This is a genomic window from Treponema sp. OMZ 855, from assembly GCF_024181145.1.
Lineage (GTDB): Bacteria > Spirochaetota > Spirochaetia > Treponematales > Treponemataceae > Treponema.
This window is the reverse complement of the sequence record NZ_CP051194.1, coordinates 1,094,134-1,117,795: the sequence shown is the minus strand read 5'-3', so window position 1 is coordinate 1,117,795 and position 23,662 is coordinate 1,094,134. Positions and strand designations below refer to the sequence as shown.

General features: G+C 48.5%; 15 protein-coding genes. 14 read left to right on the top strand and 1 reads right to left on the bottom strand.

Annotated features, from left to right (window positions below; translation table 11 throughout):
- Positions 1-92 precede the first annotated feature (92 nt).
- Both E4N65_RS05085 and E4N65_RS05080 read left to right on the top strand, forming a co-directional pair.
- A complete protein-coding gene (locus E4N65_RS05085) occupies positions 93-2,948 on the top strand; it encodes a penicillin-binding protein 1A (RefSeq protein WP_253674867.1) in 2,856 nt (951 codons plus the stop codon).
- 24 nt (positions 2,949-2,972) lie between these two features.
- Positions 2,973-3,464: a deoxycytidylate deaminase gene (locus E4N65_RS05080; protein ID WP_253674364.1), complete on the top strand. Its 492-nt coding sequence runs from the start codon at positions 2,973-2,975 to the stop codon at positions 3,462-3,464.
- 296 nt (positions 3,465-3,760) lie between these two features.
- On the opposite strand, the gene E4N65_RS05075 is transcribed toward E4N65_RS05080, so the two are convergent.
- Positions 3,761-5,131 carry a PALP domain-containing protein gene (locus tag E4N65_RS05075; RefSeq protein WP_253674362.1) on the bottom strand — a complete coding sequence of 457 codons (1,371 nt, stop codon included), beginning with the start codon at positions 5,129-5,131 and terminating at the stop codon, positions 3,761-3,763.
- A gap of 98 nt (positions 5,132-5,229) precedes the next feature.
- Here E4N65_RS05075 and E4N65_RS05070 point away from each other — a divergent pair, with 98 nt between their 5' ends.
- The 12 genes from E4N65_RS05070 (at position 5,230) to E4N65_RS05015 (ending at position 23,656) form a co-directional block, all read left to right on the top strand.
- A complete protein-coding gene (locus E4N65_RS05070; protein WP_253674360.1) occupies positions 5,230-7,995 on the top strand; it encodes a tetratricopeptide repeat protein in 2,766 nt (921 codons plus the stop codon).
- A gap of 19 nt (positions 7,996-8,014) precedes the next feature.
- Complete coding sequence (gene aroA / locus E4N65_RS05065) at positions 8,015-9,484, top strand: 3-phosphoshikimate 1-carboxyvinyltransferase (RefSeq protein ID WP_253674359.1); 1,470 nt, start codon at positions 8,015-8,017, stop codon at positions 9,482-9,484.
- A 27-nt stretch (positions 9,485-9,511) separates the two neighbouring features.
- Positions 9,512-10,825, top strand: a complete 1,314-nt coding sequence (locus tag E4N65_RS05060; RefSeq protein ID WP_253674358.1) for a sodium-dependent transporter — start codon at positions 9,512-9,514, stop codon at positions 10,823-10,825.
- 219 nt (positions 10,826-11,044) lie between these two features.
- A complete protein-coding gene (locus E4N65_RS05055) occupies positions 11,045-12,556 on the top strand; it encodes a phytoene desaturase family protein (protein ID WP_253674357.1) in 1,512 nt (503 codons plus the stop codon).
- Positions 12,537-13,553, top strand: coding sequence for a phytoene/squalene synthase family protein (locus E4N65_RS05050; RefSeq protein WP_253674356.1), 1,017 nt, complete (start codon positions 12,537-12,539; stop codon positions 13,551-13,553). Before E4N65_RS05055 ends, E4N65_RS05050 begins: the two co-directional genes overlap by 20 nt.
- Before the next feature lies 1 nt (position 13,554).
- Positions 13,555-15,012, top strand: a complete 1,458-nt coding sequence (locus E4N65_RS05045; protein WP_253674354.1) for a DUF92 domain-containing protein — start codon at positions 13,555-13,557, stop codon at positions 15,010-15,012.
- Between the two features lie 151 nt (positions 15,013-15,163).
- Positions 15,164-18,112 carry a chromosome segregation SMC family protein gene (locus E4N65_RS05040; protein ID WP_044016613.1) on the top strand — a complete coding sequence of 983 codons (2,949 nt, stop codon included), beginning with the start codon at positions 15,164-15,166 and terminating at the stop codon, positions 18,110-18,112.
- Positions 18,081-18,425 carry a hypothetical protein gene (locus tag E4N65_RS05035; protein WP_044016615.1) on the top strand — a complete coding sequence of 115 codons (345 nt, stop codon included), beginning with the start codon at positions 18,081-18,083 and terminating at the stop codon, positions 18,423-18,425. Before E4N65_RS05040 ends, E4N65_RS05035 begins: the two co-directional genes overlap by 32 nt.
- Positions 18,422-20,317: an outer membrane protein assembly factor BamD gene (locus tag E4N65_RS05030; RefSeq protein WP_044017394.1), complete on the top strand. Its 1,896-nt coding sequence runs from the start codon at positions 18,422-18,424 to the stop codon at positions 20,315-20,317. Before E4N65_RS05035 ends, E4N65_RS05030 begins: the two co-directional genes overlap by 4 nt.
- Positions 20,318-20,561: 244 nt before the next feature.
- Positions 20,562-21,161 carry a DbpA RNA binding domain-containing protein gene (locus E4N65_RS05025; RefSeq protein ID WP_044016617.1) on the top strand — a complete coding sequence of 200 codons (600 nt, stop codon included), beginning with the start codon at positions 20,562-20,564 and terminating at the stop codon, positions 21,159-21,161.
- On the top strand, positions 21,162-21,719 hold the full coding sequence (gene lptC, locus E4N65_RS05020) for an LPS export ABC transporter periplasmic protein LptC (protein WP_253674353.1): 558 nt from the start codon (positions 21,162-21,164) through the stop codon (positions 21,717-21,719).
- 206 nt (positions 21,720-21,925) lie between these two features.
- Positions 21,926-23,656, top strand: coding sequence for a YifB family Mg chelatase-like AAA ATPase (locus E4N65_RS05015; protein WP_253674351.1), 1,731 nt, complete (start codon positions 21,926-21,928; stop codon positions 23,654-23,656).
- Positions 23,657-23,662 lie beyond the last annotated feature (6 nt).

Genomic DNA, 23,662 nt, shown 5'->3' with positions numbered 1-23,662 from the left:
AGCTATTATTATTTGATAGCGGTAAAGTGTCAATATTGTACAGACACAGGTATATGCTTGAAAAAAAAATGATTTTATGCTTTTATAGGCACATGCGCGGACGCACCGTCTTTTTATATATTTATCTTATTATTGTTTTTACCGTGCTTGTTGCAGGTTCAGCGATGCTGGGCTACTTACTGGCAGAAACGGCTGCCGTAAAGCAAAGTGAACAATTTACGGCTTTTAATCCCGACTTACCGACCCGGATACTTGATATACGCGGGGATTTGATTACCGAATTCTCTTCCAACGAAAAACGGGAGATTATTAAATTCGAGCAGATACCGCCGGCCTTGATCAATGCGCTCCTTGTACGCGAAGACCGCAGCTTTTATCGGCACCGCGGCTTTACCTTAAAAGCAATTTTCCGTGCCGTTATCGGAAAACTTACCCGTAAGACACTCGGCGGCGGAAGTACTATTACACAGCAAATCGCAGGTCTCTTGTACTGTGACCGTACCGATATGAGTATTTCGCGAAAGATTAAAGAACTGTGGTGGGCGGTTCAAATGGAACGCCGGTACTCGAAAGACGAAATCCTCGAACTCTATTTGAACAAAGTATATTTCGGCGGAGGTACCTACGGCGTAAGCGCTGCCTGCCGTTTTTATTTCGGACATTCCGTCGCGGAAATCACCCCTGCGGAAGCGGCGATACTGGTTATTCAGCTGTCAAACCCCGCCTATTACAATCCTTTTGAATATCCGAACCGTGTGCAGGAACGTCAAGGTTATATTCTCGACGAGATGGTGCGGCTCGGTTATCTCTCCAAAGAGGAACGGGACGAGTCCTACGATGAGTATTGGGCTCATTTCGATTACACCCGCACCGCTTCGTCCGCATGGTTTAACCGTGAAGATAAAGCCCGCTGGTTTTCCGAATATGTACGCCGCCAGCTTGAAACGATGATGTACGGCACAATGGATTTTTATTCCGATGGATATATCGTACATACCACTTGCGACCTGCGGCATCAAGCAGCAGCTGAAAAAGAGATGGGAGACTATATCCGCATTGCCAATAGCCGCGTAAGGAATACCCGTTCGCACCGATTTGCACAGAGCGAACTGTACAGCAACATTACTGCACTGGTTTCGCTTGCCTTTAATATTCCGGCACTCCATATCGATTCCGAACGGGTACAGGCAAAAACCCTTTCCTACTACCGCAGTGATTTAAATCCTATTGTTGACATGGCAGCAATGCTTTTCGGTTTAAACAACCTCAAAATTACCGGCACAAAAAGTACGGCAAAAGTTCAAGATGAGCTCGCAAGAAAAACGGTTGAAGGAACTCTCATCTGTTTGGAAAATAATACCGGATACATTACGGCGCTTGTCGGCGGAAGTAAATTCGATGAATCGAATCAGATAATCAGGGCAACTCAGGGACGTCTGCAACCGGGAAGCTCTTTTAAGCCGCTTTTATATTCTGCAGCCTTCGACACTAAATTGATTACGCCGGCAACCGTGCTGGAAGATACGCCGCAAGTATTCCAAAACCAGAGCGGTGTCCCATATATTCCCAACAACTATGCAGGGCATTGGCAGGGCACTGTTCTCGCATGGCGGGCGCTGGCAAAATCACTGAACATTCCTGCAATTAAGGTACTCGATACAATCGGCTTCGATGCTGCGATTACCCGCTCTGCTGCGCTGCTCGGTATCACCGATCAGGATGAAATAGACCGTACATTCCCGCGGCTGTATCCGCTCGCGCTCGGCGTTATCAGTGTTGCTCCCGTTCAGATGGCAAAGGCGTTTGCTATCTTTGGAAACCAAGGACGAAGGGTTGATCCTATTGCCATCCGTACCGTAGAAAACCGCAATGGTACAATTGTGATGGATCCCGAACGGGATTTACGGCTGGAACAGCGGCGGAGGGGAACTGCGATGCAAGTTATCAGCCCCCAAAATGCCTATCTTATGACATCGGTACTACAGAAAACGATTACCGCAGGAACACTTATGACTGCTTCCGGCAGCGGATCAAAATTCCGCTTTAAGGATAAAAAAACCGGTAAGTATTTTTCCATGCCTATTGCAGGTAAAACCGGTACGACCCAAAACTGGTCGGATGCATGGGCGATCGGTTACTCTCCGTATTATACCGCTGCAGTTTGGTTCGGATATGACAAGGGAGGTCAGTCGTTGGGACTCGACAATACCGGTGCAATGCTTGCAGGGCCCCCGTGGGCAAACTTTATGAAGTCGATTCATGAAGATATGCCGTACCGGGATTTTATCCGGCCTGAAACAGGATTAACCACTGTGTCGGTTTGTTCAAAATCCGGTATGCTGCAAACGCCTTATTGCGATGAGGGTACTGTGCCGCTCTACTTTTTATCCGGCACCGAACCGACGGAGGCTTGTACCTATCATGAAGCTAATAATGTATTGCTGGAAATTGCAAAAGACCGTCTGCGCAAAAGTAATTACAGCACCGGACAAGCGCCCGTTGACATTATTAAAACGGATGTACTCATTGACCCGCGTATTTTTGAAGACCCTGAACCGAGCAAGCAAAGGCGGACAGGAAATACCCCTTATACGGTAGATCCGTTTACAACCGATGAACTTACAGTACCCTCCGGCAATATTTTGGAATCAGATCCGTTGTTGCGTTCAGGTGAAGATAATTCTTCAACGGAGCCGCAGGTGCCTACTCCGCAACAAGAGCAAAATACACAAAATCCGGCAACTCAACCGGGACAGACTCCGGGCACCTCAGGAGCAACTAATACGACTAATCCTCCGATTCCTCAAACGCATTTGGGAACCATTGATGAGGGAACCCCGTTGCCGTCTTTCCCGCCTCTAGAATCTGAACCTGCCGGTACCGAATCCGAAACACAGGAACAGAACAACGGAACGATACAGGGTGAAGGCATCAACCCGTGGCTATAGGGAAATTTTCCAAAAGGATAAAACATGAGTCAAGAACCGTATGTCCGCCCGACATGGGACGAATACTTTATGGAAGTCTGCCGTGCAATTGCAAAGCGTGCAACCTGCGACCGCGGCAGATCCGGCTGCGTTATTGCACGGGATAACCAGCTCTTAGTTACCGGCTATGTCGGTGCCCCGCGCGGATTACCTCATTGCGATGATGTCGGACATCAATTTAAAAAGGTACAGCACGAAGACGGCTCTGTAAGTCAACACTGCGTCCGCACCGTTCATGCAGAGCAAAATGCAATTTGCCAAGCAGCAAAACGGGGTATCAGCATCGACGGTGCAACACTTTACTGCAAAATGACCCCGTGCCGAACGTGCGCAATGCTGATTATCAACTGCGGTATAAAACGGGTGATTGCCGAAAAACGCTACCACGATAGTGCCGACTCAATCGAGATGTTCAAACAGGCGGGAGTTACCCTTGAGCATTTGAGTGATACTATTGAAGAATATCAAGGCCAATAGACCTTTTGAAATATACGGTGCATCTACTGCGTCGCATCATTAAAAGTGTACATCCGTGTACACTTTTAATGGCGAATTTCGGCAAAGCCGAAATATCGCTTCTGTTTAAACCAGCGGCATCCGTGCCACTGCTGAAGATCCTCAACGTATCATAGATACGCCTGCGGTACTTTTTTGTCGTACTCCTTGTATCTGCACCGTCTATTTCAAAAGGCTTACGGTAGGACTATATACGGCGCATTGCGGACAGGGACGTCCGTAGTTCCACGTAGGAGCGGTGTTTTTGCAAAAGGTGATTAGACGAGAGACAAAAGCCACTCTTTTAAATCTTTTGCGGATGAACATTCCAGTGCCGGCTCATCTGTTATTTGGGGATTATATTTTAAGTAAGTAGGTACTGATGGGTATATTCCCGTTGCCGTTCTAACTGCTTCGGAGTGGAACACGGGATGTGTTATTTCCGGGATAATCGTGATACAAGAATGAACAGTGTGTTCATCGGATACCCAACGGGGCAGCGAACCGGTATTCATACAAAGACTTTCAATAGAATTATGTTCATCCGCTATTACCGAACCGTTTCTTACCGCGTTCCACCCCTGCCATACAGTCGCAATATCGGGACTGATAATACAACCTGTTCGATCTTTACAGTCTCGCATTGCCTCTAACACGGAATCTTGATTAAACCGAAATAAGGCAACCTCCGGGGCGCATCTTTCCGGAGCGCTGTGTGCATACAGCATTCTAAAGCGTTTACATTCTTCTTCGTAGTCTTTTTCAGGAATACGGCAAGCAGCATTAACTGTCGTAATACAACCGTTTATGGGCGCGCCCATCTCTTTTGCAAGTACGGCAGCATTGAGAGCATTCGGCTGCTTCAACGGAGTACCGATAATCAACTGCGGCCGTTCAATATTGTTATCATAACCGGCTCGTGAAAGTACCGCTAATGCAGCATACATACAGCAACACACCTGCGATAACAGATAGCCGATATGCACTGCATGAGGAATAAAAAGCTCCATCGAGCCGGCAATATCAGCATCTGCTGCCGTTTCTTGAACCATTGCTTTACAGTCAGCCAGAGAGCCGTTGACACCAAAGATATGTATGTGTTCGGGAAGCAAAAGAAATTGCTGTTTTATCATGGGCTGAAAAGCATCTTTCGGATCTTTAGGATATAAAAAAGTTGCATGAATATCTTCAAACTCGGAAAATGCTTTTGCAAGCGAAAGCGTTTCACACTCCGTCCCTGCAAAAAGAATATGCACCGGCTTCCCGCTGCGCTGATAGAAATAATCGACCAGCTGTGCAGTAAACCGCGCGCCGAAATCGGTATACGATCCGCCGTCTCCATGGGTAAGTTCAATGATATAAGTACGGGGATCAATCGGAAATACCGGAACCCTGAAAGGAAATGCGCGTGCAATAAGGGTGTATAAATCGGATTCGGGAATAACATCCCGAAAAAAGGATCGGAACACTTCAAATGCAACATCGCGAAAGGAAGGCGGCGGGTTTTTATATATCAGCGAATCGGGTAAAATCGGTATCTGCCGGGGAATATAATCTCCCCCTTCTTCATCGTTTATTTTTAACAGCGTCTCTAAAGGAATGCATACGGACGGGTCTTTCACATTATAAAAAGATATAGACGGTTGCATATTTATTTATAGCATAGATATACAGTGATTTCAATCGTAGAGTATATATTTTTCAGATAGACTTTTTTTCTTTTTTCCGCTATTTTTATCCTATGGGGATGTTCAAACTTTACATCGATTATTTTAAAAGTAAGATTAAAAATCTGCGGAAGCCTAAAGAAGAAATTCCGATTGATTACGAAGAAATCGTTGAAGAACAATGGCAGGCAGATTTTTCCAAGCCTGAGAACTGCCGCTTTGCTGCCGAAACGGGTGACGGATATACGGCAGCTTTTACGCCGCCTGAGCCTACCGGAAACAATACGGGCGGCATCACGCTCGAAGCGCAGCGGAAGCATCTCTATGCGTGGACGGTCAATCCGGTATTCCGCTATAAGGATGTGATTATCGAAGCCGATATGCGTTTGCCGGAGCCGGCAAAAAAGCCGGACGGGCAGGACACACCAACCGATAAGGCGGGAGGATTCGCTGCCGGAATCCTGTTCCGTTATATCAGCCAGAGTACCTTTTACGCACTGATGATCTCCGATGCGGGATGGGTACGGCTCGATGCAGTCGTCAACAGCACTCCGATGCCCCTCCTAGGCTGGGTAAAAATCCCCGGCTCCGCTCATCCCGATATCGATCATCATAGTTCAGATCACTCCGATCCAGATCAGTCCTATTCAGACCATTCAAATCATAAAGAAGAGACGGATACAAAACGTGCGTACTCAATCAAACTGATCGCGAATAATACGACTATCACTATTTTGATAAACAGCCATTGGGTTGCCTGCTGCGAGGATGACACCATTCAGGCAGCGGGAAAAATTGCCTTTGCAATTCAAAACTGGGAAACCTACCCGCAGGTTACCGCGCAGCTTTCCCGCTTTTCGTTAAACTCCATCCCGATGACGGTAGAAACGGCATACACGGAAGCAAACGAATTTTCCGCGGTGCCGCCGGATGCCCGCATCAGTCTTGCAAAAACGCTCTACGCGATGGGGCGGTATGTTCCTGCCCTGCTCCAGCTCCGGGCTGCAGCACGGTTAAAGGAACCGGAAGAAGCGGATCGGATACTGGCAGGCCGCATTTATTTTGCACAGCGGATGCTTGACGAAGCCGAGCGGGAATTTCAATCGGTCTTGGAAGCGAATCCTTCCAACGAGGAAGCCTTTGCGGAGCTTGGCGGCATTTACTATCGGGCTGAACGGTATGAAGATTTACAGCATTTACTGCAAAAAGTTCCGAAGCCGATGATGTCGCAATCCTCCTTCCTTTCAAACCTTGAAGGACATTTATTCCATGCCTTGGGCAAGCACGAAGAAGCAGCCGAAGCATACCGGCGGGCGTTTACAATCAATCCCGATCAGGGGCTTTTTGCCTTCCATCAGGCGAATGAACTCTACGATTGCGGGAAAAAGCCGGAAGCGGTAGATGCATATATGCAGGCTGCGCGCGCATTTTTACAGCAGGAAGCCTACGATGACCTTGCGGAAGTTATTACGATATTGGAACGTATAGCGCCGAATGATCCCCGAACGCTTTCGATTGCCGGAAAATATGCTTACGCAGTGGGCAGATACGATGATGCTTTGCTCAAATTAAAAACGGCGTGCAAAAAGGGTTCGGAAGATTCCGCTGACTGGTACCTGTACGGCCTCTTGCTCAAAACCGAAGAACCGAAAGAGGCAGTCAAAGCATTCAAAAAAGCATGTACCCTTGAACCGGAGTACGGATTATATCAGTTCCGATTAGCGGAAGCGCTCTATTTAAGTAACGGAAAATATCAGTCGGCATTAGAACAAGCGCTTGCCGCCGATCCTCAAAACGGTTGGGTGCATAATTTACGCGCATTAGCAGCATTGAGCGAAAACGATATTGAACAAGCGGAAGCGGCGGTCGCGGAAGCGCGCAGGCTGCTGCCCGATGAAGTATCCCTGTTGGTAAACTACCTCGAAGTACAACGCAGGAAGGGACAGCTTGCAAAGTGCCTGCCGCTCTTCGATATTGAAAACGGAACCGCCGACCTTGCCGTGGAGCGAAATCGGGCAGCTGCGTTCCACGCCTTAGCAAATGCATTTGCCGATGATGATTCCCGCGAAGAAGCGCAGCAGTGGTATTATAAGGCATTAAAACTCGATCCGAAAAATCCTGAGCTTCTCACCGATAAGGCTGAAAACGACTATGCGCTCTTCCTCCTCAACGAAGCCGATGACGGTTTGGTTAAGGCGCTCGATATTCAGCCGTCCGTCCGGATATATCAACTGATTGCATCCATATCCGTTCAAAAAGGCGACTATGCCCGTGCGGAGGTAACATTGCGGACAGGACTTGAAGCCTTTGCCGACAGTGCCGACCTGCACTACGACCTTGCCTGTGTATACCGCAACACAAAACGGTTCGAGCAGGCACAAGCACAGGTTGTACAGCTTAAACGGTACGAAACGTCGGAACGTGTCGATGCGCTTGAACGAGCCCTCGTGCAGGATACCGGGGCAACCGCCGCTCAGCCTGCCTCAGAGCAAAACGCTGAACAAAAACCCAAGAAGACATCCTCGGCAAAAAAAACAAGCAGAGCTTCCAAATCCGCCGCGGATGCAGAGGAACCTGTTAGCAGCACCAAGACAACAAAAAAGGCAAGCGCCAAATCTGCTGCAGGCGAAGAAGGAGCGGACGTAACAAAACCCGCTACCGGTACCAAGACAAAAAAAGCTGCACCTACTAAGTCTGCTGCGGACACTAAGGCTCCTGCAAGAACCAAGTCCGCTGTAAGCAAAAAAAGAACGGCAGCGACTGAGTCTACCGCAGAAGAAAAGGCCGATACAAAAACCGAAAAAGCGGCGGTAAAAAAGCCCCGAACAAAAAAAACAGCTGAATAACGGAACGAACTGTATCATAATGAATCTCAGAGTAAGTACGCCGTCTTTTTGCGGAACGATGACGGCGCCGTCTTCCAAAAGCCATACGCTCCGCGCCCTCATCTGCGCCTCTTTAGCAGACGATACTTCGTTTATTACCGCGCCCCTTATCAGCGGGGACATGGAAAGCGCCGTACAGGTACTGCGGAAGCTCGGCGTTACCATTACGGAAGTATCGAATAATCCGCTTGTACTCAAAGTTACGCCACCAGCCGGTGGTCTCCTCTCCTCCGCAGAGCGCGATGCAGCTGGCACAAACACCGGACACAGCGAGCAAAGTGACAAACCAACAGAACTCGTCCTCGACCTCGGCAATTCGGGTTCCCTCCTCTACTTTTTAGGCATGATTCTTGCCGCCGCCGATATCCCGGTGTGTCTCACCGGAGATGAATCCCTTAGGAGCCGCCCTGTAGAGCCGCTCCTTTCGGTATACCGGCAAGCGGGCATCCCGTACTCGGCGGCAAGTATTAAAAACGGTACAGGCAGCATGGAAGTCCCGCCGCTCCGTTTTTGCGGCCCGCTGCCGGCCGGAGCATATCAACTCGACGGCCCCTTTTCTCAGCCCGTAACGGGGCTTCTCCTTGCAGCGCCGCTTTTAAACGGGATAAGCCGCATTACCTTTAACAATGCCGGGGAACGTCCGTATCTCAGAATGACCTGCGCTTGGCTCCGCATTGCCGGTATCGAGGTACTAAACCGCGGCAATTGCTATTTTGAGGTTGCAGGCGGACAGCGCTATCGTGCCTTTACGCAAACAATCCCGGGCGATTGGTCATCCGCCCTCTTTCCCCTGACCGCAGCTGTCATCTGTAATGCGGCGCTTACGCTGACCAACCTCGACCCCGCAGACACGCAGGGAGATTCGCAGGCACTTTCCATCCTTAAAGCGATGGGCGCTGACATCCGCTGCGATACGGAGCACCGCACGGTTTCGGTATTTCCCATATCCAGCACACTAAAAGGCGGACGCTTCGACTGTGCGGATATCCCCGATGCGGTTCCCATCCTCGCCGCTGCCGCCGTGTTTTGTAAGGGAGAAACACTGCTGCTCAACGCCGGTGTGTGCCGTTTTAAAGAATGCGACCGGCTTGCTGCCTCGGCGGAAGAACTCGCAAAATTCGGAGCGGATATCACCCAAGGAGAAGATTTTCTCCGCATCGGCGGCAGCGACGGGAACAGCAGCACCGTAAACGGCAGCGGCGGACAGAAACTCCATCCCGCACGGGTACGGAGCCGCGGCGACCACCGCATCGCGATGATGCTCGCCGTTGCTGCCTGCGGAATTGCCGCACGGTATCACAGCGGACAACAATCGGATACAACGAAGGAAAATACCGAAAATTTTTCCGAACCCTCTTGTATAGAAGATTTTGATTGTGTAAGAATATCATACCCTCAGTTTATCGAGGATATGAATGCGGTAGGCGCCGCTTTTAAAGAAACAAGGTAAACAGTCGCAAAATTATTGAGGTAAAAAATGAAACAAAAACGAGAACTTTTTAAAACAAACATCGGAATGCTCCTTGCCTGCGTAGGCTCGGCAATGGGCTTAGCAAATATTTGGATGTTTCCCGCCCGCTTAGCGGAGTTCGGCGGCATCACATTTCTTATTCCGTACCTCATTTTTTTATTCGGCTTTTCCACCTTCGGACTGATGGGAGAATATGCATTCGGACGAAAGATGCGTAAGGGGCCGGTACTTGCCTTTGAATCGGTTATTGCGCAAAAAACCGCGAATCCCCTACTCCGTGCCGTCGGTTGGTTTCCGGTCGTAGCCCTTATCGGCATTTTATCGTTCTACACCGTTATCATCGGATGGATACTGCGTTATCTTGTATTGGCGATTACCAATACATTTCCAGTGCTGCATCCCGCTTTTTTCGAATCCTTTGCAGGAACGCCCGCCAATATTCCGTGGACGCTCGCCGCCCTTGTTGCAACGGCGCTGATCGTCAGTCTCGGCATTCAAAAAGGCATCGAACGCTTTACCACCGTGATGATGGCAACTTTTTACATCGTTGTTACCGTGATGGTTATCCGTGCGCTCACCCTGCCGGGCGCATTACGCGGAGTTGCCATAATGCTGAGGCCTAAGTGGGAAGTATTCGGTCATTTCAGAATCTGGATATATGCGCTGGGCATGGCATTCTTTACCCTCAGTCTCGGCGGAGCTGCAATGCTTATATACGGAAGCTATATGCCGGAAGGTTCCGATGTTCCTCGTACCGCCCGCCAAACGGCAGGTTTGGACTTTCTTGCTTCGGTGATGTGCGCCCTGTTCACCGTTCCGGTCGCATTCTCTTTGGGCATCAATCCGCAAGCGGGTGCGGCGCTCCTCTTTATTGCCGTACCTAAAATTATCGCACACATGCCGGCGGGCTATATCTTCGGCATCCTCTTTTTTCTCTGTGCACTGTTTGCAGCCCTCACCTCTTCAATTGTTATGCTTGAAGTCCCGGTCGAGTCGCTGATGTCCAAATTCAGAATCGGCAGAAAAAAAGCCGCGATTATTATCACCGTGTTAGCGGCATGTATCGCCGTCCCCCTCAACTTTGACATGAAGGTATTCGGCACCTTCACCGACACTGTCGCTATCATCATTTTTCCGCTCGCAGCAGTTACGGCGGCCTTTGTCATCTTTTGGGTATACGGAGCAAAGCGGATACTTGAGGATATCAACCTTCATGCCAAGCATAAAATCGGCACTTGGTACGCCCCCTATATGCAGTATGTCTTTGTGCCCGTATGCCTAATTTTAGTTATTGCCGGTATCTTCCTCGGCGGACTGTAAATCGGGTACTCCCCGTACTTACAATTAGTTCTTGGGAAAATTGTTTTTATATTGTGTGCTCTGCCTCTGTATGTTGATTTTCTTGCTTGCTTTTACTTATTATTATCTTCTTGGTATCTTTTTTATTAAAATTTATCTCTGCGAATCAAGATCATCAGAATGATTACTAATTGACAAAAAACAATTCTCGCTATATATGTAGAGAGAAGGAGAGATTACATGAAAAAGATTATCGTTATAGGCGCCGGAATGGGCGGTCTTTCAGCGGCTATACGCTTGCAACATGCAGGCTATCAAGTCGAAATTTATGAAAAAGAAAAGGTCAGCGGCGGTAAAATGCATCCCATACATGAGGACGGCTACCGCTTCGATGTAGGACCGACTATTGTGATGATGCCGAGCGTCTACCGCGAGGTTTTTGAACTTGCCGGTAAAGATCCCGATGATTACATACCTATGACGCGGCTTGACCCGATGTACGAAGTGTATTTTAAGGGAGAAAGGCCGCGACATTATAAAGTCAATAACAATCTTGTTGATTTAATGAATATGGCTGAAGCAAAGGGAACCGACAATTCGGCAGGTTTTATTTCTTATTTGAATGAAATATACCGGCGCTACATTGTCGCCGTAAAACATTTTATCACTCGCCCTTTTAGAAAGCCGCTCGATATGTATAATCCCTATACCCTGTATCAGGCGCTGAAATTAAAAACCTTTACCAGTGCGGATAAAATGATGGCCTCGTTTATTCCGGATGCCGACCTACACAGTATGTTCAGCTTTCAAACTCTGTACATAGGCGTATCACCTAAAAAAGGACCTTCCTTATATAACATCATTCCGATGATAGAACTCTTTTACGGTATATGGTTTATAAAAGGTGGTATGTACACCATGGCTGAACAGATGGCAAAGCTGTTTCAGGAATTGGGCGGGAAAATTCATTACGACAGTCCGGTCGAAAAAATCCTCATAGAAAACGCAAAGGTAAAGGGTGTCCTCATCAAAGGCAAAGAGATTGAAGCTCCCTATGTTATTTCGGATGCAGACTTCCCCTATACGATGAAGGAATTGATCGACGACGAAAAAACGCGCGGAAAATATACGGACGAAAAAATCAAAAACATGGATTATTCGTGTTCCTGTTTGGTATTTTACTGGGGAGTCAAAAATCCGCACAAGGATTTGAGCGTTCATAATTTTGTCATTTCCGAAGATTTGGACGACAACCTGGCATCGATTTTTACGGGCGATTTGCTTAAAGATCCGTCGGTATATCTTCATGTGCCTTCAAATGCGGATCCCGATACCGCGCCACAGGGAAAATCGAGCTTTTATCTTTTAATACCGGTATCCGAACTGAAAACCGTAAAGTATGAGTGGGATGCAAAGACTGTTGATTATTATCGCGAAAAAGCCCTCGAATCCCTGAAATCGATTCCCGGACTTGAAAACCTGAAAGAAGAAATCGTTTCGGAACACGTATTTACACCGAATGATTTTAGAAACCGTTTTAATGCACACTACGGGGCAACCTTCGGTCTACAGCCGACCTTACGGCAAAGCAATCACCTTCGCCCTCAATCGAAGGCAAAGCACTGTGAGGGCTTGTATTTTACGGGAAGCAGTACCCATCCGGGGGCGGGTGTTCCAATCGCTATCGAAGGGGGAAAGATATGTGCTTGCGAACTGAGAAAAGACAATCCCGATGATAGCGGCTCAAAATGAGGATAAAACGATAACAGTTCTGGAACAATCCTACCGGGCTACACGGATTCTGATAAAAAACAGGGCAAAAAGTTTTTACCGTGCCTTTTCGCGCTTAAGCGAAGAACGGTTTAATGCCATTGCCGCAGTCTATGCTTTTTGCCGCTATGCTGATGATCTCGTAGACGATATGTTTGCATCTCGTACAGCGGCTCAAACCGAAGCCCTTCTTGAAAATCTTGAAAAAACTGTTTTATCGTTGTACGGCGGTCGCGTGCAGGATGCTTCCCGAACTGCCGATGAGGCTTTAAAAACTTCTATGGAAGAATGGCTCCCCGCACTTACGGATACGGTACAAAGGTTTTCAATCCCGAAAGACGGCTTTTTAGCCCAAATACGGGGACAATACCTTGATCTTCACTTTCAAGATATAAAAACGAGCGACGAACTTATCGAATACTGCCGTCTTGTTGCGGGCTCGGTAGGCTTGATGCTCGCCCCCATATTGGCGGATGAGAAAATCAATCCCTGCGATGAGGATTTTCTTTCAGCCTGTGAAAATCTCGGTATCGGTATGCAGATAACCAATATTTTGCGCGATATAGGAGAAGATATACTGACGCGCAATCGGATCTACCTTCCTCAGGACATGATGATCACGCATAATCTGACAAAGGATGACATTTTACACATGAGCAAAGCGGCAGTACAGGGCAACATTGCGATACCTGCACAGTTCACAGCATTGTGGGAAGAACTTTCAAGGCTTGGAACAGGTTTCTATAACGATTATGTAAGATACCTTATGTATTTTCAAAGCTCATGCCGGCTTTCCGTAGCGGCAGCAGCCCTGATATATCAGGCTATTGAAGATGAGGTGAGAAAAAACGGGTATAACTGCTTTTCAAGACGCTGCTCAACATCAAAGCTCACAAAATTCAAACTCATTTTAAAAGCAACACAACTTATCACAGAATTGCAGTCCCGTAAGGCGACCGCTGTTTCAAAGGAGAGATAATATGCAAAATATGGTCGCCTTGGGCATTTCGATGGCTTATATTTTAGCCGTTATTTTTGTATCGGGAGTTATTGCAAAGTTGAAAAACGGAAGCAGTGAATTTACCCGAAAATTCGTACACATCCTGGTAGGGAACTGGGTGTTTATCGTTCCTTTTTTTACTGACTTATGGGCTGTAGTACTGATACCCTTTATTTTTATAATCGTAAACAGTTTGAGCTTAAAGTATAAGCTTATTTCATCGATGGAGCGGAACGATGACAGTTTGGGAACGGTTTACTATGCGGTTGCCATGTTTTTTCTTTCCGGTATCGGCTTTGTGCTGAATTGGCTGATGCTGCCTCTGATAGGCTTATTGACTATGGCCTACGGCGACGGTCTTGCGGCAATCATCGGAAAAAAATGGGGAAGGAAAAAGCCTTTTCCCTTTGCGCCAGAAAAATCACTTGTCGGCTTTTTTACCGTTGTTATTTCCTGCCTTATCGTTAGTTTGGCGGTGATGTTTTATTTCAATCTCCGTTCCGATTTTCCGCGCCCGTTCCCGATTTTAGCTGTGATAGCTCTGGTAACAGGCTTATTTACGGGTTTCATCGAATTGACCGGAAAGCGCGGTTGCGACAATCTGTCGGTTCCGATAGGGTCGGGACTCTTGGCATCATTTTTATACTATCACTGGAGCCTCGGCTTTGCCCTGTATTTGCTTGCGGCGGGAAGTATCCTCTATATCGCATACAAGAAAAGGTCTATCACTGAAGACGGCATTGTCGCCGCGGTTTTAACAGCGGCAACGCTCTATACCTTCGGCGGAATATGGGTGGCACTAAGCCTACTTTTGTTTTTTATCCTCGGAAGTTTCAGTTCAAAACTTAAAAACAGTACAAAAGCGGAAGCCGAACGCACTCAAGAGCAGGGCGGGAGACGGAATTGGAAGCAGGTTTTGTGCAACTCTCTTCCTGCAACGGTTTCCGTGTGGTTTTCAGCTATGATGAAAACGGATAATCCCGTTTTTACCCTGTTAGCCATGTCTGTGTTTGCCGCCGCCTGTGCAGATACCTTTTCTTCGGAAGTCGGTATGCTGTGTAAGGGACGGGTTTTTAATATTATAAATGGAAAAACTCTTCCGCGGGGCTTATCGGGCGGCGTTTCGTTTTGCGGATTTTTAGCAGGTCTTACAGGCAGCGCCCTTATGTCCCTGCTTGCTCTTCCCGCCTTCGGCGTCAAAGGATTTGTTATAACCCTGTGCCTGGGTTTTTTCGGTTCGGTTATAGACAGTATTTTAGGCTCAACCCTCCAACGAAAGTACGAGGGCTTAAATGGCTTACTACAGGATAAGGCGATTTACATCAACCAATTACCGGCAGCAGGCTTAAACTTTGTAACAAATAACACTGTTAATTTATTGAGCCTGTTTATCGTCGCCCTCACAGGCTCCCTTATTTTTATTGGTATGCCGTTGTAAAAGGCAGCGAGCACAAAGCGTTATAGGGAACCCCTAAAATTTCCTTCGGCCGGATGTTCACAATCTCCCTAAAAAAGTATAGAATATAAGAGATTGCCGATTATCTTGAATGAATGGAAAACGGCAAGTTCTTGAGGAGTTAATAGACAGGGTGTTTCTTAAAAGTCTTGAAATATTCGGATTTAAATCGTTTGCGGATAGGACGCGGATAGAATTTGCGGAAGGTATTACCGCCTTGCTCGGCCCGAACGGCTGCGGTAAAAGCAATGTCGTCGATGCGATGAAGTGGGTACTGGGTGAGCAGGCGTCAAAAACGCTCCGTGCGGAGAAGATGGAAGACGTTATCTTTAACGGTACCGAGTCGCGAAAGGCACTCAATGTGGCGGAAGTTACGCTGACTATCAGCAACGAAAACGGATTATTAAATCTTGAAGTAAGTGAAATTGCCATAAAGCGCAGGCTCTACCGGTCGGGAGAAAGCGAATATTTTATCAATAATACGCCGGTGCGGCTCAAAGAGCTGCGGGAGCTTTTTTGGGATACGGGTGTCGGAAAGGCGGCGTATTCAGTCATGGAGCAGGGAAAGATCGACCAAATTCTTTCCAGCAAGCCGGAAGACCGCCGCTATTTGTTTGAAGAAGCTGCCGGTATTACGCGGTTTAAAGTACGCCGCGCCGAAGCGGAGCGCAAACTGCAAAAGACCGAAGAAAATATGCGTCAAGTGGAAGGCGTATTGGGAGAGGTACGCCGCTCGTATGACGTTCTAAAGGTGCAAGCGGAAAAGACCGTCAAGCACCGGTCGCTGCGAGATGCCATCTTTGAACACGACCTCGATATACAGCTGCTGCGCCTTAAAAAATTCACCGACGACTACGCGCAGCGCGAAGAAAGCATAAAAGAAGCAAAAGCAAAGCGCGACGACGTGCAAGCAAAAATCGATTCCATCCATACGATGCTTTCCGAGAACATGGACGAAGTAAACAGCTTGGAAAAGAAGCTCGACGAGCATCAAAAAGAGATTTACGGGCTCGCCATCGAAAAACGCGGAAAGGAAAATCAGGCGCGCTTACAGGCGGAGCGGCAAACCGAGCTTAAAACCAAACTCGGTCAGCTGGAGTTGCGCAAGACAGGGCTTGAAGAGCGTATCGAAAACCTTGAAGAGGACGCCGACGAGCAGGATGCGAAAGTGCACGACTTCCAAAAGAAGGTGCAGGATATTCAGAAAAACATCGACGACTTTGAAGAAAGCCTCCGGCTCGCCTCGCAGAAGATTACCGACAACGACACCACCCGTATGACGCTGCAGGAACAGATTGAAGAACTCGATAAAAAACGAGCCGGTATGGAAGTCGAACTCCGCGCCATCACCGAAGACATCGTTACGGAGCTGGATAAAAACCTTTCCGCAGCAGGCTATTCGGCGCAGGGACGCAGCAAGCTGGAAAAACAGGTGTTCGACTGCATCAGCCAAATAAAGGTGCTGCTGAACGGCCGTAAGAATATCTTTTCAGACTTTGCCGCGTTAAGCGATCATACCGAAAAAGGGACCGCGCAGTTTGCTCAAAATGCCGTACAGTCGTTTACGGAACTGCTCGGTTTAACGGAATCGTTGGAAACGTATTTACAGGAGTACAAAAAATCGTCCGCAAGTTTTATCGACGATTTTTTAGCGCCGGAAGGTATCATCACTCAAAAGCGCAGTATCGACGCTGCAATCGAAGCCAATCGGAATACGATAGAAGAAAAACGAAAAAACATCGCGGATCTGCACACCGAAAACGAACAGCTCGCGGTCAAAATCAATGAGTACCGGAAAACGCTGGAAGACCTGCGCATCCATAAAACCAAGATGAAGGCGGAATCCGATGCAGCCGAACAGCAAGCGGCGTTTTTGCGGAAGGAATTGACGGTACAGCAGAACGCACTCCGAGACCTTGAAAACGAACTGTATACGGAGCAAAAACGCTTTGACGAGATCAAAGAGCAGCTGCTCGAAATCGAAGGGGAAATCGCCTCGATAGACCGCAAGGGGCGGCAGCTGACCGAAGCGCTTGAGCAGCTGGAAAAAGAAATCGCCTCCCGCAACAACGAGCTTTCGAGCAACGAAGGAACGCTTAAAACGCTCAATGCGGAACTTGCCAAGCATAATTCGCTCATCGAAAAATACTACGTCGATACGGCGACCCTCGAAATCGAGATTAAGAACGTCAAAGATAACTTTAGGGAAACCCATTCGCGCGAATTGATGGAGTTTGAGGAGCGGATGTATAAAATCACCGCTTCTTCCATGGATTTACGAACCGAACTCGCGGAGCTGCGCCGCCAGCTGAAAGAACTCGGCAGCGTCAACCTGATGGCTCCCGAAGAATTTCAAGAAGTAAAAACCCGATTCGATTTTTTGACCGGACAGATCGGCGACCTCGATAAAGCCCGATCTGATTTGCAGCGAATTACCGATGAAATAAAGGCGGAGTCTACCGAACTGTTCCTTGTTACCTACAATAAAATCAAGAAGAACTTCCACAATATGTTTAGGCGGCTCTTCGGCGGCGGCAGGGCGGAAATCAAACTGACCGATCCAAAGCAGGTACTTGAGTCGGGTATCGAGATTTTCGCGCAGCCTCCGGGGAAAAAGCTGGAGAATATCAGCCTCTTGTCGGGCGGTGAAAAATCCATGACGGCGGTGGCGCTCCTTTTTGCGACCTACATGGTTAAGCCTTCCCCGTTCTGCCTCTTGGACGAGATAGATGCAGCGCTGGACGAGCAGAACGTCAGCCGCTTCGTTACGGCTCTATCCGGCTTTGCGAATGTCAGCCAATATATCGTCATCACCCATAACAAAAAAACGGTACTCGGCGCAAACACCATGCTCGGTGTTACGATGGAGGAATCCGGCGTCTCCAAACTCATTGCAATCAAATTGGACAATGATATTGAGTTATTAAAGCAGGAGAAAGCGGAAGAAGATGCCGATACTTTTATAGAAGAGGATGTAGAGCCGGAAGAAGGCATCTACATTCCCTCACGGCCGCCGAAGCGACGACATACAACTCAGGAGGAACAGCCGGATGAACATCATGGAAACGATTCGGACGCATAAGCTCATCGTTCTAGCTTCTGCACTCGGTTTACTGATTATCATGTTGATTATTTCCGTGATTATTTTACTAAGCGGAACAAAAAAGCCGAGTGTCGATCCTGATGAAGTAATGATTTCAATCGATCCGGTGATTTTTATGCTTCCCGACGAGCCGCTTGAGCTTCCGCCGGTACAATATTCGCGCAAACAAAAGAAAATCTGGACTGATTCGGATTTGCAGTATTGGTATACGATTCCCGATGCGGAGCAGATGCAAAAACTGCACGATATAAATGAACGGCAAATGAACAAATTATGGGAGAGTGTTCCGTGAAAAAATCGATCTATCCGCCCTGCCTTATCCTTCTCGTATTACTCCTCGTGCCAGTTACCGCCTGTACGACAAAGACTGCTGCAGAAAAGCCGCAGGATACCCCTTCGTGGCAGGAACAGCCTGCTGTAGAAGCGGATTCTCACACCGGCAATACGATATCTCCGCAGCCGGCAGCGGTAGACCCCCAGCAGTCAAAACAAGCATCGCAGCCCGATGCGGTATCGGGTGCGACAATCGATACCGTGTCCGGTGCAACCATATCCCAACGGCAAAAAAGAACACCTGCATCGGAAGCAGTAGGAACCGACAAAAATATGGCAACCGGCGGCGCAGCCGTATCGAAAAAACAACGTACTCCGGCCGCCCCCGCAGATAAAATAGCCGGTCAAAAGAACACTACCGCAGATAAAACCGCCGCGAAAGTACAGAGCGAACCAACGGTAGCAGCAGTTGCACAGCATTCCAAACAGGACAGCAGCGAGACAGTTGTACAAAACGATGAAGGAAACAGCGGCAAGACAACCGCACAGAATCCGACAGCGGCTGCCTCCCCTGCCCTTGCTGCCGCTGATACGTCTGTCCCTACAAAGACCGCCGGTGAGGCAGAGCCTACTGCAGCAGCCGGTGAGCTGAAATCGGCCGCTTCCGCTTCCAATCCCGACACTGCCGCCGCTGATGAACCGGCACAGCCCGCAGCGGCAGCTATCGCTAAAGCCGTCGAGAGTCCGGCACCGCCCGCAGCGACGGCAGATACAGCCGCCGAGCAGATTCCGACAGCTCCGTCCACCGGCGAACCGGTACCGCTTGCAGCCGCAGCAGATACTTCCGATACGCCCGCCCCTTCTGCAAAGCAGAACGTACCGGCGTACGAAACAACGCTTGCGGATCTCATCACAGCTTTTGAAAAACAGGGCGGTACACACGGCTACGAACCTCCGCCTACCTTTCAGGAAGAGATGCGCGACTTTTTTTCTCCGCAGATATTCACCGTTGCGCTTTCAAAAGAACCGGAAACCGAACAAAAACCCAAAGTATCCCGCATGGTAGCAGTCGAAGAAAAGCAGCGGCTGGAACTCACCTATCCGGGGCACGGATGGGTCTATGTCGGTGAGCAGACATCCCAACCGGGATTAAAATATGAGCAGCGTAAACTGCAAGACAACACTTCGATTTTTATGTTTACGGCGGAGAAAAAAGGCGATTATGTACTGCATTTCTCCTATTTTGATGTATTTACCAACGATTTTGTCACTGATGCGGTAGCCGTATCCGTCAGCGCCGCCCGTTCAACCGCAGCGAAATCAACGGTAAAAGCACCGGACTACCAAAACGAAGCGGATGCGGCAGAAACACAAGCCCAAAAAAATACGAAAGAAACCGCTTCCCAACCGTCAAGCAATTCGACCGCAAACACCGGAACCGGCACGACAACACACACGGCACAAGCTGCCTCTGAAGCTCCGCAAACAGCAGGCAGCGGTTCTCAAAGCAAAAATTCGGAGCAGGTCATAGCTGCCGGAACACCGGAAGCCGCATCCCCGGTTATGGGGAATACCGGCAGTATAACCGCACAGAACTCCGCAGCAGCGGACGCAGAAGCACCGCTCAGTTCCGATCAATTGCTCGAAAAGGCGCGTACGGCAATCGCAGAAGCGGATGCAGGCACCGCCTTAACATATCTGGATAATTTCTTTACCACCGCGGAAGAGAAATTGGATGAAGGCTGGTTTTTAAAAGGACGCGCGTATGAATTAAACGGTTCCATGCGCAATATCAGACTCGCCCTCGACGCATACAGAACGCTCACAGAGAGCTTTCCGCAGAGTAAGTATTGGGCGGAAGCGGATGCACGGATACGGTATATCACCGGTTTTTATATCAATATCCGATAAGGCAGATGGCGAAAAGTAACCACTTTTCAGATATTCCCATCGGACATATCACGGTAAAATGCATGGAGAAATGAATGAACATATCGTTTTATATTAAAAACAAAAATTAAACCTACCCTTGAGTAAATTATCTATCTATGGCAGTATTGTCGCATTCCAGTGTCGGCTAATCCGGCGCACGATGAATGATTTTCAGTTATGTTATGCTCCGATGAGGCGGAGCTAAGTTGAAGAGGAGAATATTGTGGTAAAACAGACACCCGCATTAAATGAAGAACAAATCACCGCATTTCTTAAAGAAGTAGTAGAAACCGTTAAGACGGAAGAAGATCCCGATGTTCTTAACGCTTATCGTAAGATTTTTAGAAAGAACGTACCCTTTACACTGCGTTCTTACATTGCCGCCTATCTAATCAAAGAATTTGAAGGTTCATCCTTCCCCCGCTCGAAACCGTATAGCCGGCGTCCGAATCCCCGCTTCGGCGATCGTTCACGGGGATATGTTTCCGACCGCCCGCCGGTAGAACGCCCGATGCTCGATCCGTCTGAATCGGTAAGTATCTTTATGAGCATCGGTAGAAGCCGCCGTGTGTTTCCCCGTGATATTATTACGCTGCTCATCCAAAATGCGGATATAAGCCGCGAACGAATCGGCGATATCCGTATTCTCGACAATTACTCATTCGTGCAGGTTATGAATGAAGATGCGGATAAGATAATCGAGAAGCTCAATGATTTTCCGTACCGCGGTAAAAATATTTCCGTAAGCTATTCCCGTAAACCGGAAGCGGAAGAGATCATTACCGAAACCGTTATCGAAACAACCGGAAGCGATGCGGAATAAATGAAGCTGTGGCCTGTCCTTATTATCTTTATCTACACAGCGTGCTCGTTTAATTATCAGGAACTGCCTGAACAAACGGCGCCTCAACCTGATATGATATTTACAAACGTTACATTAAAACGATACGAGAATGCGATCGTCGATTTAAGCGTGTATGCGCAAGAGCTCGAAATGTATGATGAGGAAAAAATTTGGGCGGGCAAGCATATCAGTTTTGTCCAGTATGATAACAAAACACAAAAAGAGTCTATGAAGGGGCAAACCGGTATTTTATACATCGATGAAAAAGCTGAAGAGTACTCGCTTGGCGAAACGGTATCCTTTCAGCTGATTGAAGATGATTTTTCTATCCGAAGCCCCGCCCTTATATGGAAAAAAAAAGAAAACCTCTTATCGGCGCCTGCTGATGAAACGGTAACGATTACTCAAAAAGAGGAAGTTACCGTCGAAGGCAAAAGCTTTGTCGCAAATACCGCTGCAAAAGAATTTGCCTTTAACGAAGGCACTACAGGAACCATCTTGATAAAAGAAAAAGTACATACACAGGTGTCCGATTGATATGGAGTATCCTGTCTTAAAGATTTATTTCCATCGTTTTTAATCCCCACAATACTAAAACAGTACATTTTTTCTTAACATTTTCATAAAAACAGCAATTTTTTCCTCAAATCTTTAGCCGAATTGCTGCTTATGCCCTATATATCCTTTAAGAAACTGCAACCATCGTGTTTTTTATGAGACGGTCGCAGGATGAGGAGCTGAGCATGACTATTATGAGTTTTGCCTCCTTCGGCTATGAAGGGGAGATTATCAAGGTTGAAGCGGATTTGCGGCGCGGACTGCCGATTATCGATATTGTCGGACTGCCGGGTTCCGCAGTGAAGGAGGCGCGGGAACGGATGCGCGCTGCTATCGGTAATTCTGATTTGCCTTTCCCGCAAGAACGGATACTGATTAATTTAAGCCCTGCCGACCAGAAAAAAGAAGGCAGCGGGTTTGACCTACCGATTGCCCTTGCCGTATTGCAGGCAGAGTGTGCGCTCGATATGCCGGTTATGGTCATCGGAGAGCTGGAACTATCGGGGAGGGTACGGCCGGTTCGGGGTGTATTAGGAGCTTTGATTTCGGGATCTGCCGCCGGAATCGGGTACTTTATCGTACCGAAAGAAAATGAAGCGGAAGCCCGTATCCAGCAAGGCGTACGCATATTCGGTGTTGAAACGTTGCGGGAAGCTTTGGAATGCCTCTATGCGATTGAAGCGGAGCTGCGTGTGGAAAACAATAGCGAATCAAACGGCGGCGACAAAAACAGCGGCGCACCGGCACGGGAAGCTATCGGACACACAGGCAACTCGATTTCCACAGCCGCTTCATGGTCGGAACCGAGTCAAGCGGATGCCGCGGCAAATACGGGTACGGGCGGCTTTTTTGAGGAGGTGTACGGGCAAGGCGAGCTGATACGGGCATTGCATATTGCGGCGGCAGGCGGGCACAGCGTGCTCGCCTACGGGCCGCCCGGCTGCGGTAAAACGCTTTCAATGCAGCGCTTTGCCAGCTTACTACCCGACCTAGACCCGAAAACAGCGGAAGAAGTTACCCATATCTATAGCATCGCAGGTCTTTTACCGAGTATGCGCGGTCATGATGTGCGGATTAAACGCCCGCCGTTTAGAATGCCGCATCCGAATGCCAGCCTTGAAGGAATGATCGGAGGCGCGGGAAAGTGTATGCCCGGCGAAATCTCCCTTGCGCACGGCGGAACCCTTTTTTTGGACGAAGCCGTACAATTTAAACAAACGGTACTGCAAACGCTCCGTGCGCCGCTGGAGACGGGAACCGTCACTTTGAGCCGTGCCGGCAGGGCAACTACCTTCCCTGCCCGCTTCCAGCTGCTTATGGCGCTCAACTCATGCCCATGCGGAAATCTCGGCGCAGACGGTAAGGTATGCACGTGTATGCCCGCCGTGGTTGAACAATACTGGAAAAAACTGACAGCACCGTTGATTGACCGCATCGACTTGCGGATTCCGGTGTTTCCGACTCAAGCATACGGGCTGCCGGAAAAGCCGTGTTACAATACCGCCGATATGCGCAAAAAAATCGCGGCTTCGGATAACATACAAAGAGAACGGTATGCCGCATATATGCGTAAAGGATTAAGCGGCGGAGCGGCGGCGGGAACACCTGTACACAACAAGACGGTAGACTCCAACCTCGCCGGTACTGCGCAATCGGCAGCACAGCTATCCTACAAAAACGTACATCTAACTCCGTCAGCCCTGTCGGCATTGTGTCCGCTGACCGGCGAGGCGGAGCGTATTTTTACCCATAATGCCGAAAAAAGAGAACTTTCGGGAAGGGGCAGCCATGCCATTTTAAAGATTGCACGTACCATTGCCGACCTCGCACAGGAAGAAGTCATTGCGGCACCGCACATCGAAGAAGCAATCCGTCTCCGCGAATGGAGCTCCTTTTTACCGTTTTTTATGCACTGAAAGGGT

What these genes read in the sequence shown, in the direction of transcription:
- E4N65_RS05015 (WP_253674351.1), top strand. Translation starts at nt 21,926, where the DNA reads ATGACTATTATGAGTTTTGCCTCCTTCGGCTATGAAGGGGAGATTATC.
- E4N65_RS05045 (WP_253674354.1), top strand. Translation starts at nt 13,555, where the DNA reads ATGCAAAATATGGTCGCCTTGGGCATTTCGATGGCTTATATTTTAGCC.
- lptC (WP_253674353.1), top strand. Translation starts at nt 21,162, where the DNA reads ATGAAGCTGTGGCCTGTCCTTATTATCTTTATCTACACAGCGTGCTCG.
- aroA (WP_253674359.1), top strand. Translation starts at nt 8,015, where the DNA reads ATGAATCTCAGAGTAAGTACGCCGTCTTTTTGCGGAACGATGACGGCG.
- E4N65_RS05080 (WP_253674364.1), top strand. Translation starts at nt 2,973, where the DNA reads ATGAGTCAAGAACCGTATGTCCGCCCGACATGGGACGAATACTTTATG.
- E4N65_RS05055 (WP_253674357.1), top strand. Translation starts at nt 11,045, where the DNA reads ATGAAAAAGATTATCGTTATAGGCGCCGGAATGGGCGGTCTTTCAGCG.
- E4N65_RS05085 (WP_253674867.1), top strand. Translation starts at nt 93, where the DNA reads ATGCGCGGACGCACCGTCTTTTTATATATTTATCTTATTATTGTTTTT.
- E4N65_RS05075 (WP_253674362.1), bottom strand. Translation starts at nt 5,131, where the DNA reads ATGCAACCGTCTATATCTTTTTATAATGTGAAAGACCCGTCCGTATGC.
- E4N65_RS05050 (WP_253674356.1), top strand. Translation starts at nt 12,537, where the DNA reads ATGATAGCGGCTCAAAATGAGGATAAAACGATAACAGTTCTGGAACAA.
- E4N65_RS05035 (WP_044016615.1), top strand. Translation starts at nt 18,081, where the DNA reads ATGAACATCATGGAAACGATTCGGACGCATAAGCTCATCGTTCTAGCT.
- E4N65_RS05070 (WP_253674360.1), top strand. Translation starts at nt 5,230, where the DNA reads ATGTTCAAACTTTACATCGATTATTTTAAAAGTAAGATTAAAAATCTG.
- E4N65_RS05060 (WP_253674358.1), top strand. Translation starts at nt 9,512, where the DNA reads ATGAAACAAAAACGAGAACTTTTTAAAACAAACATCGGAATGCTCCTT.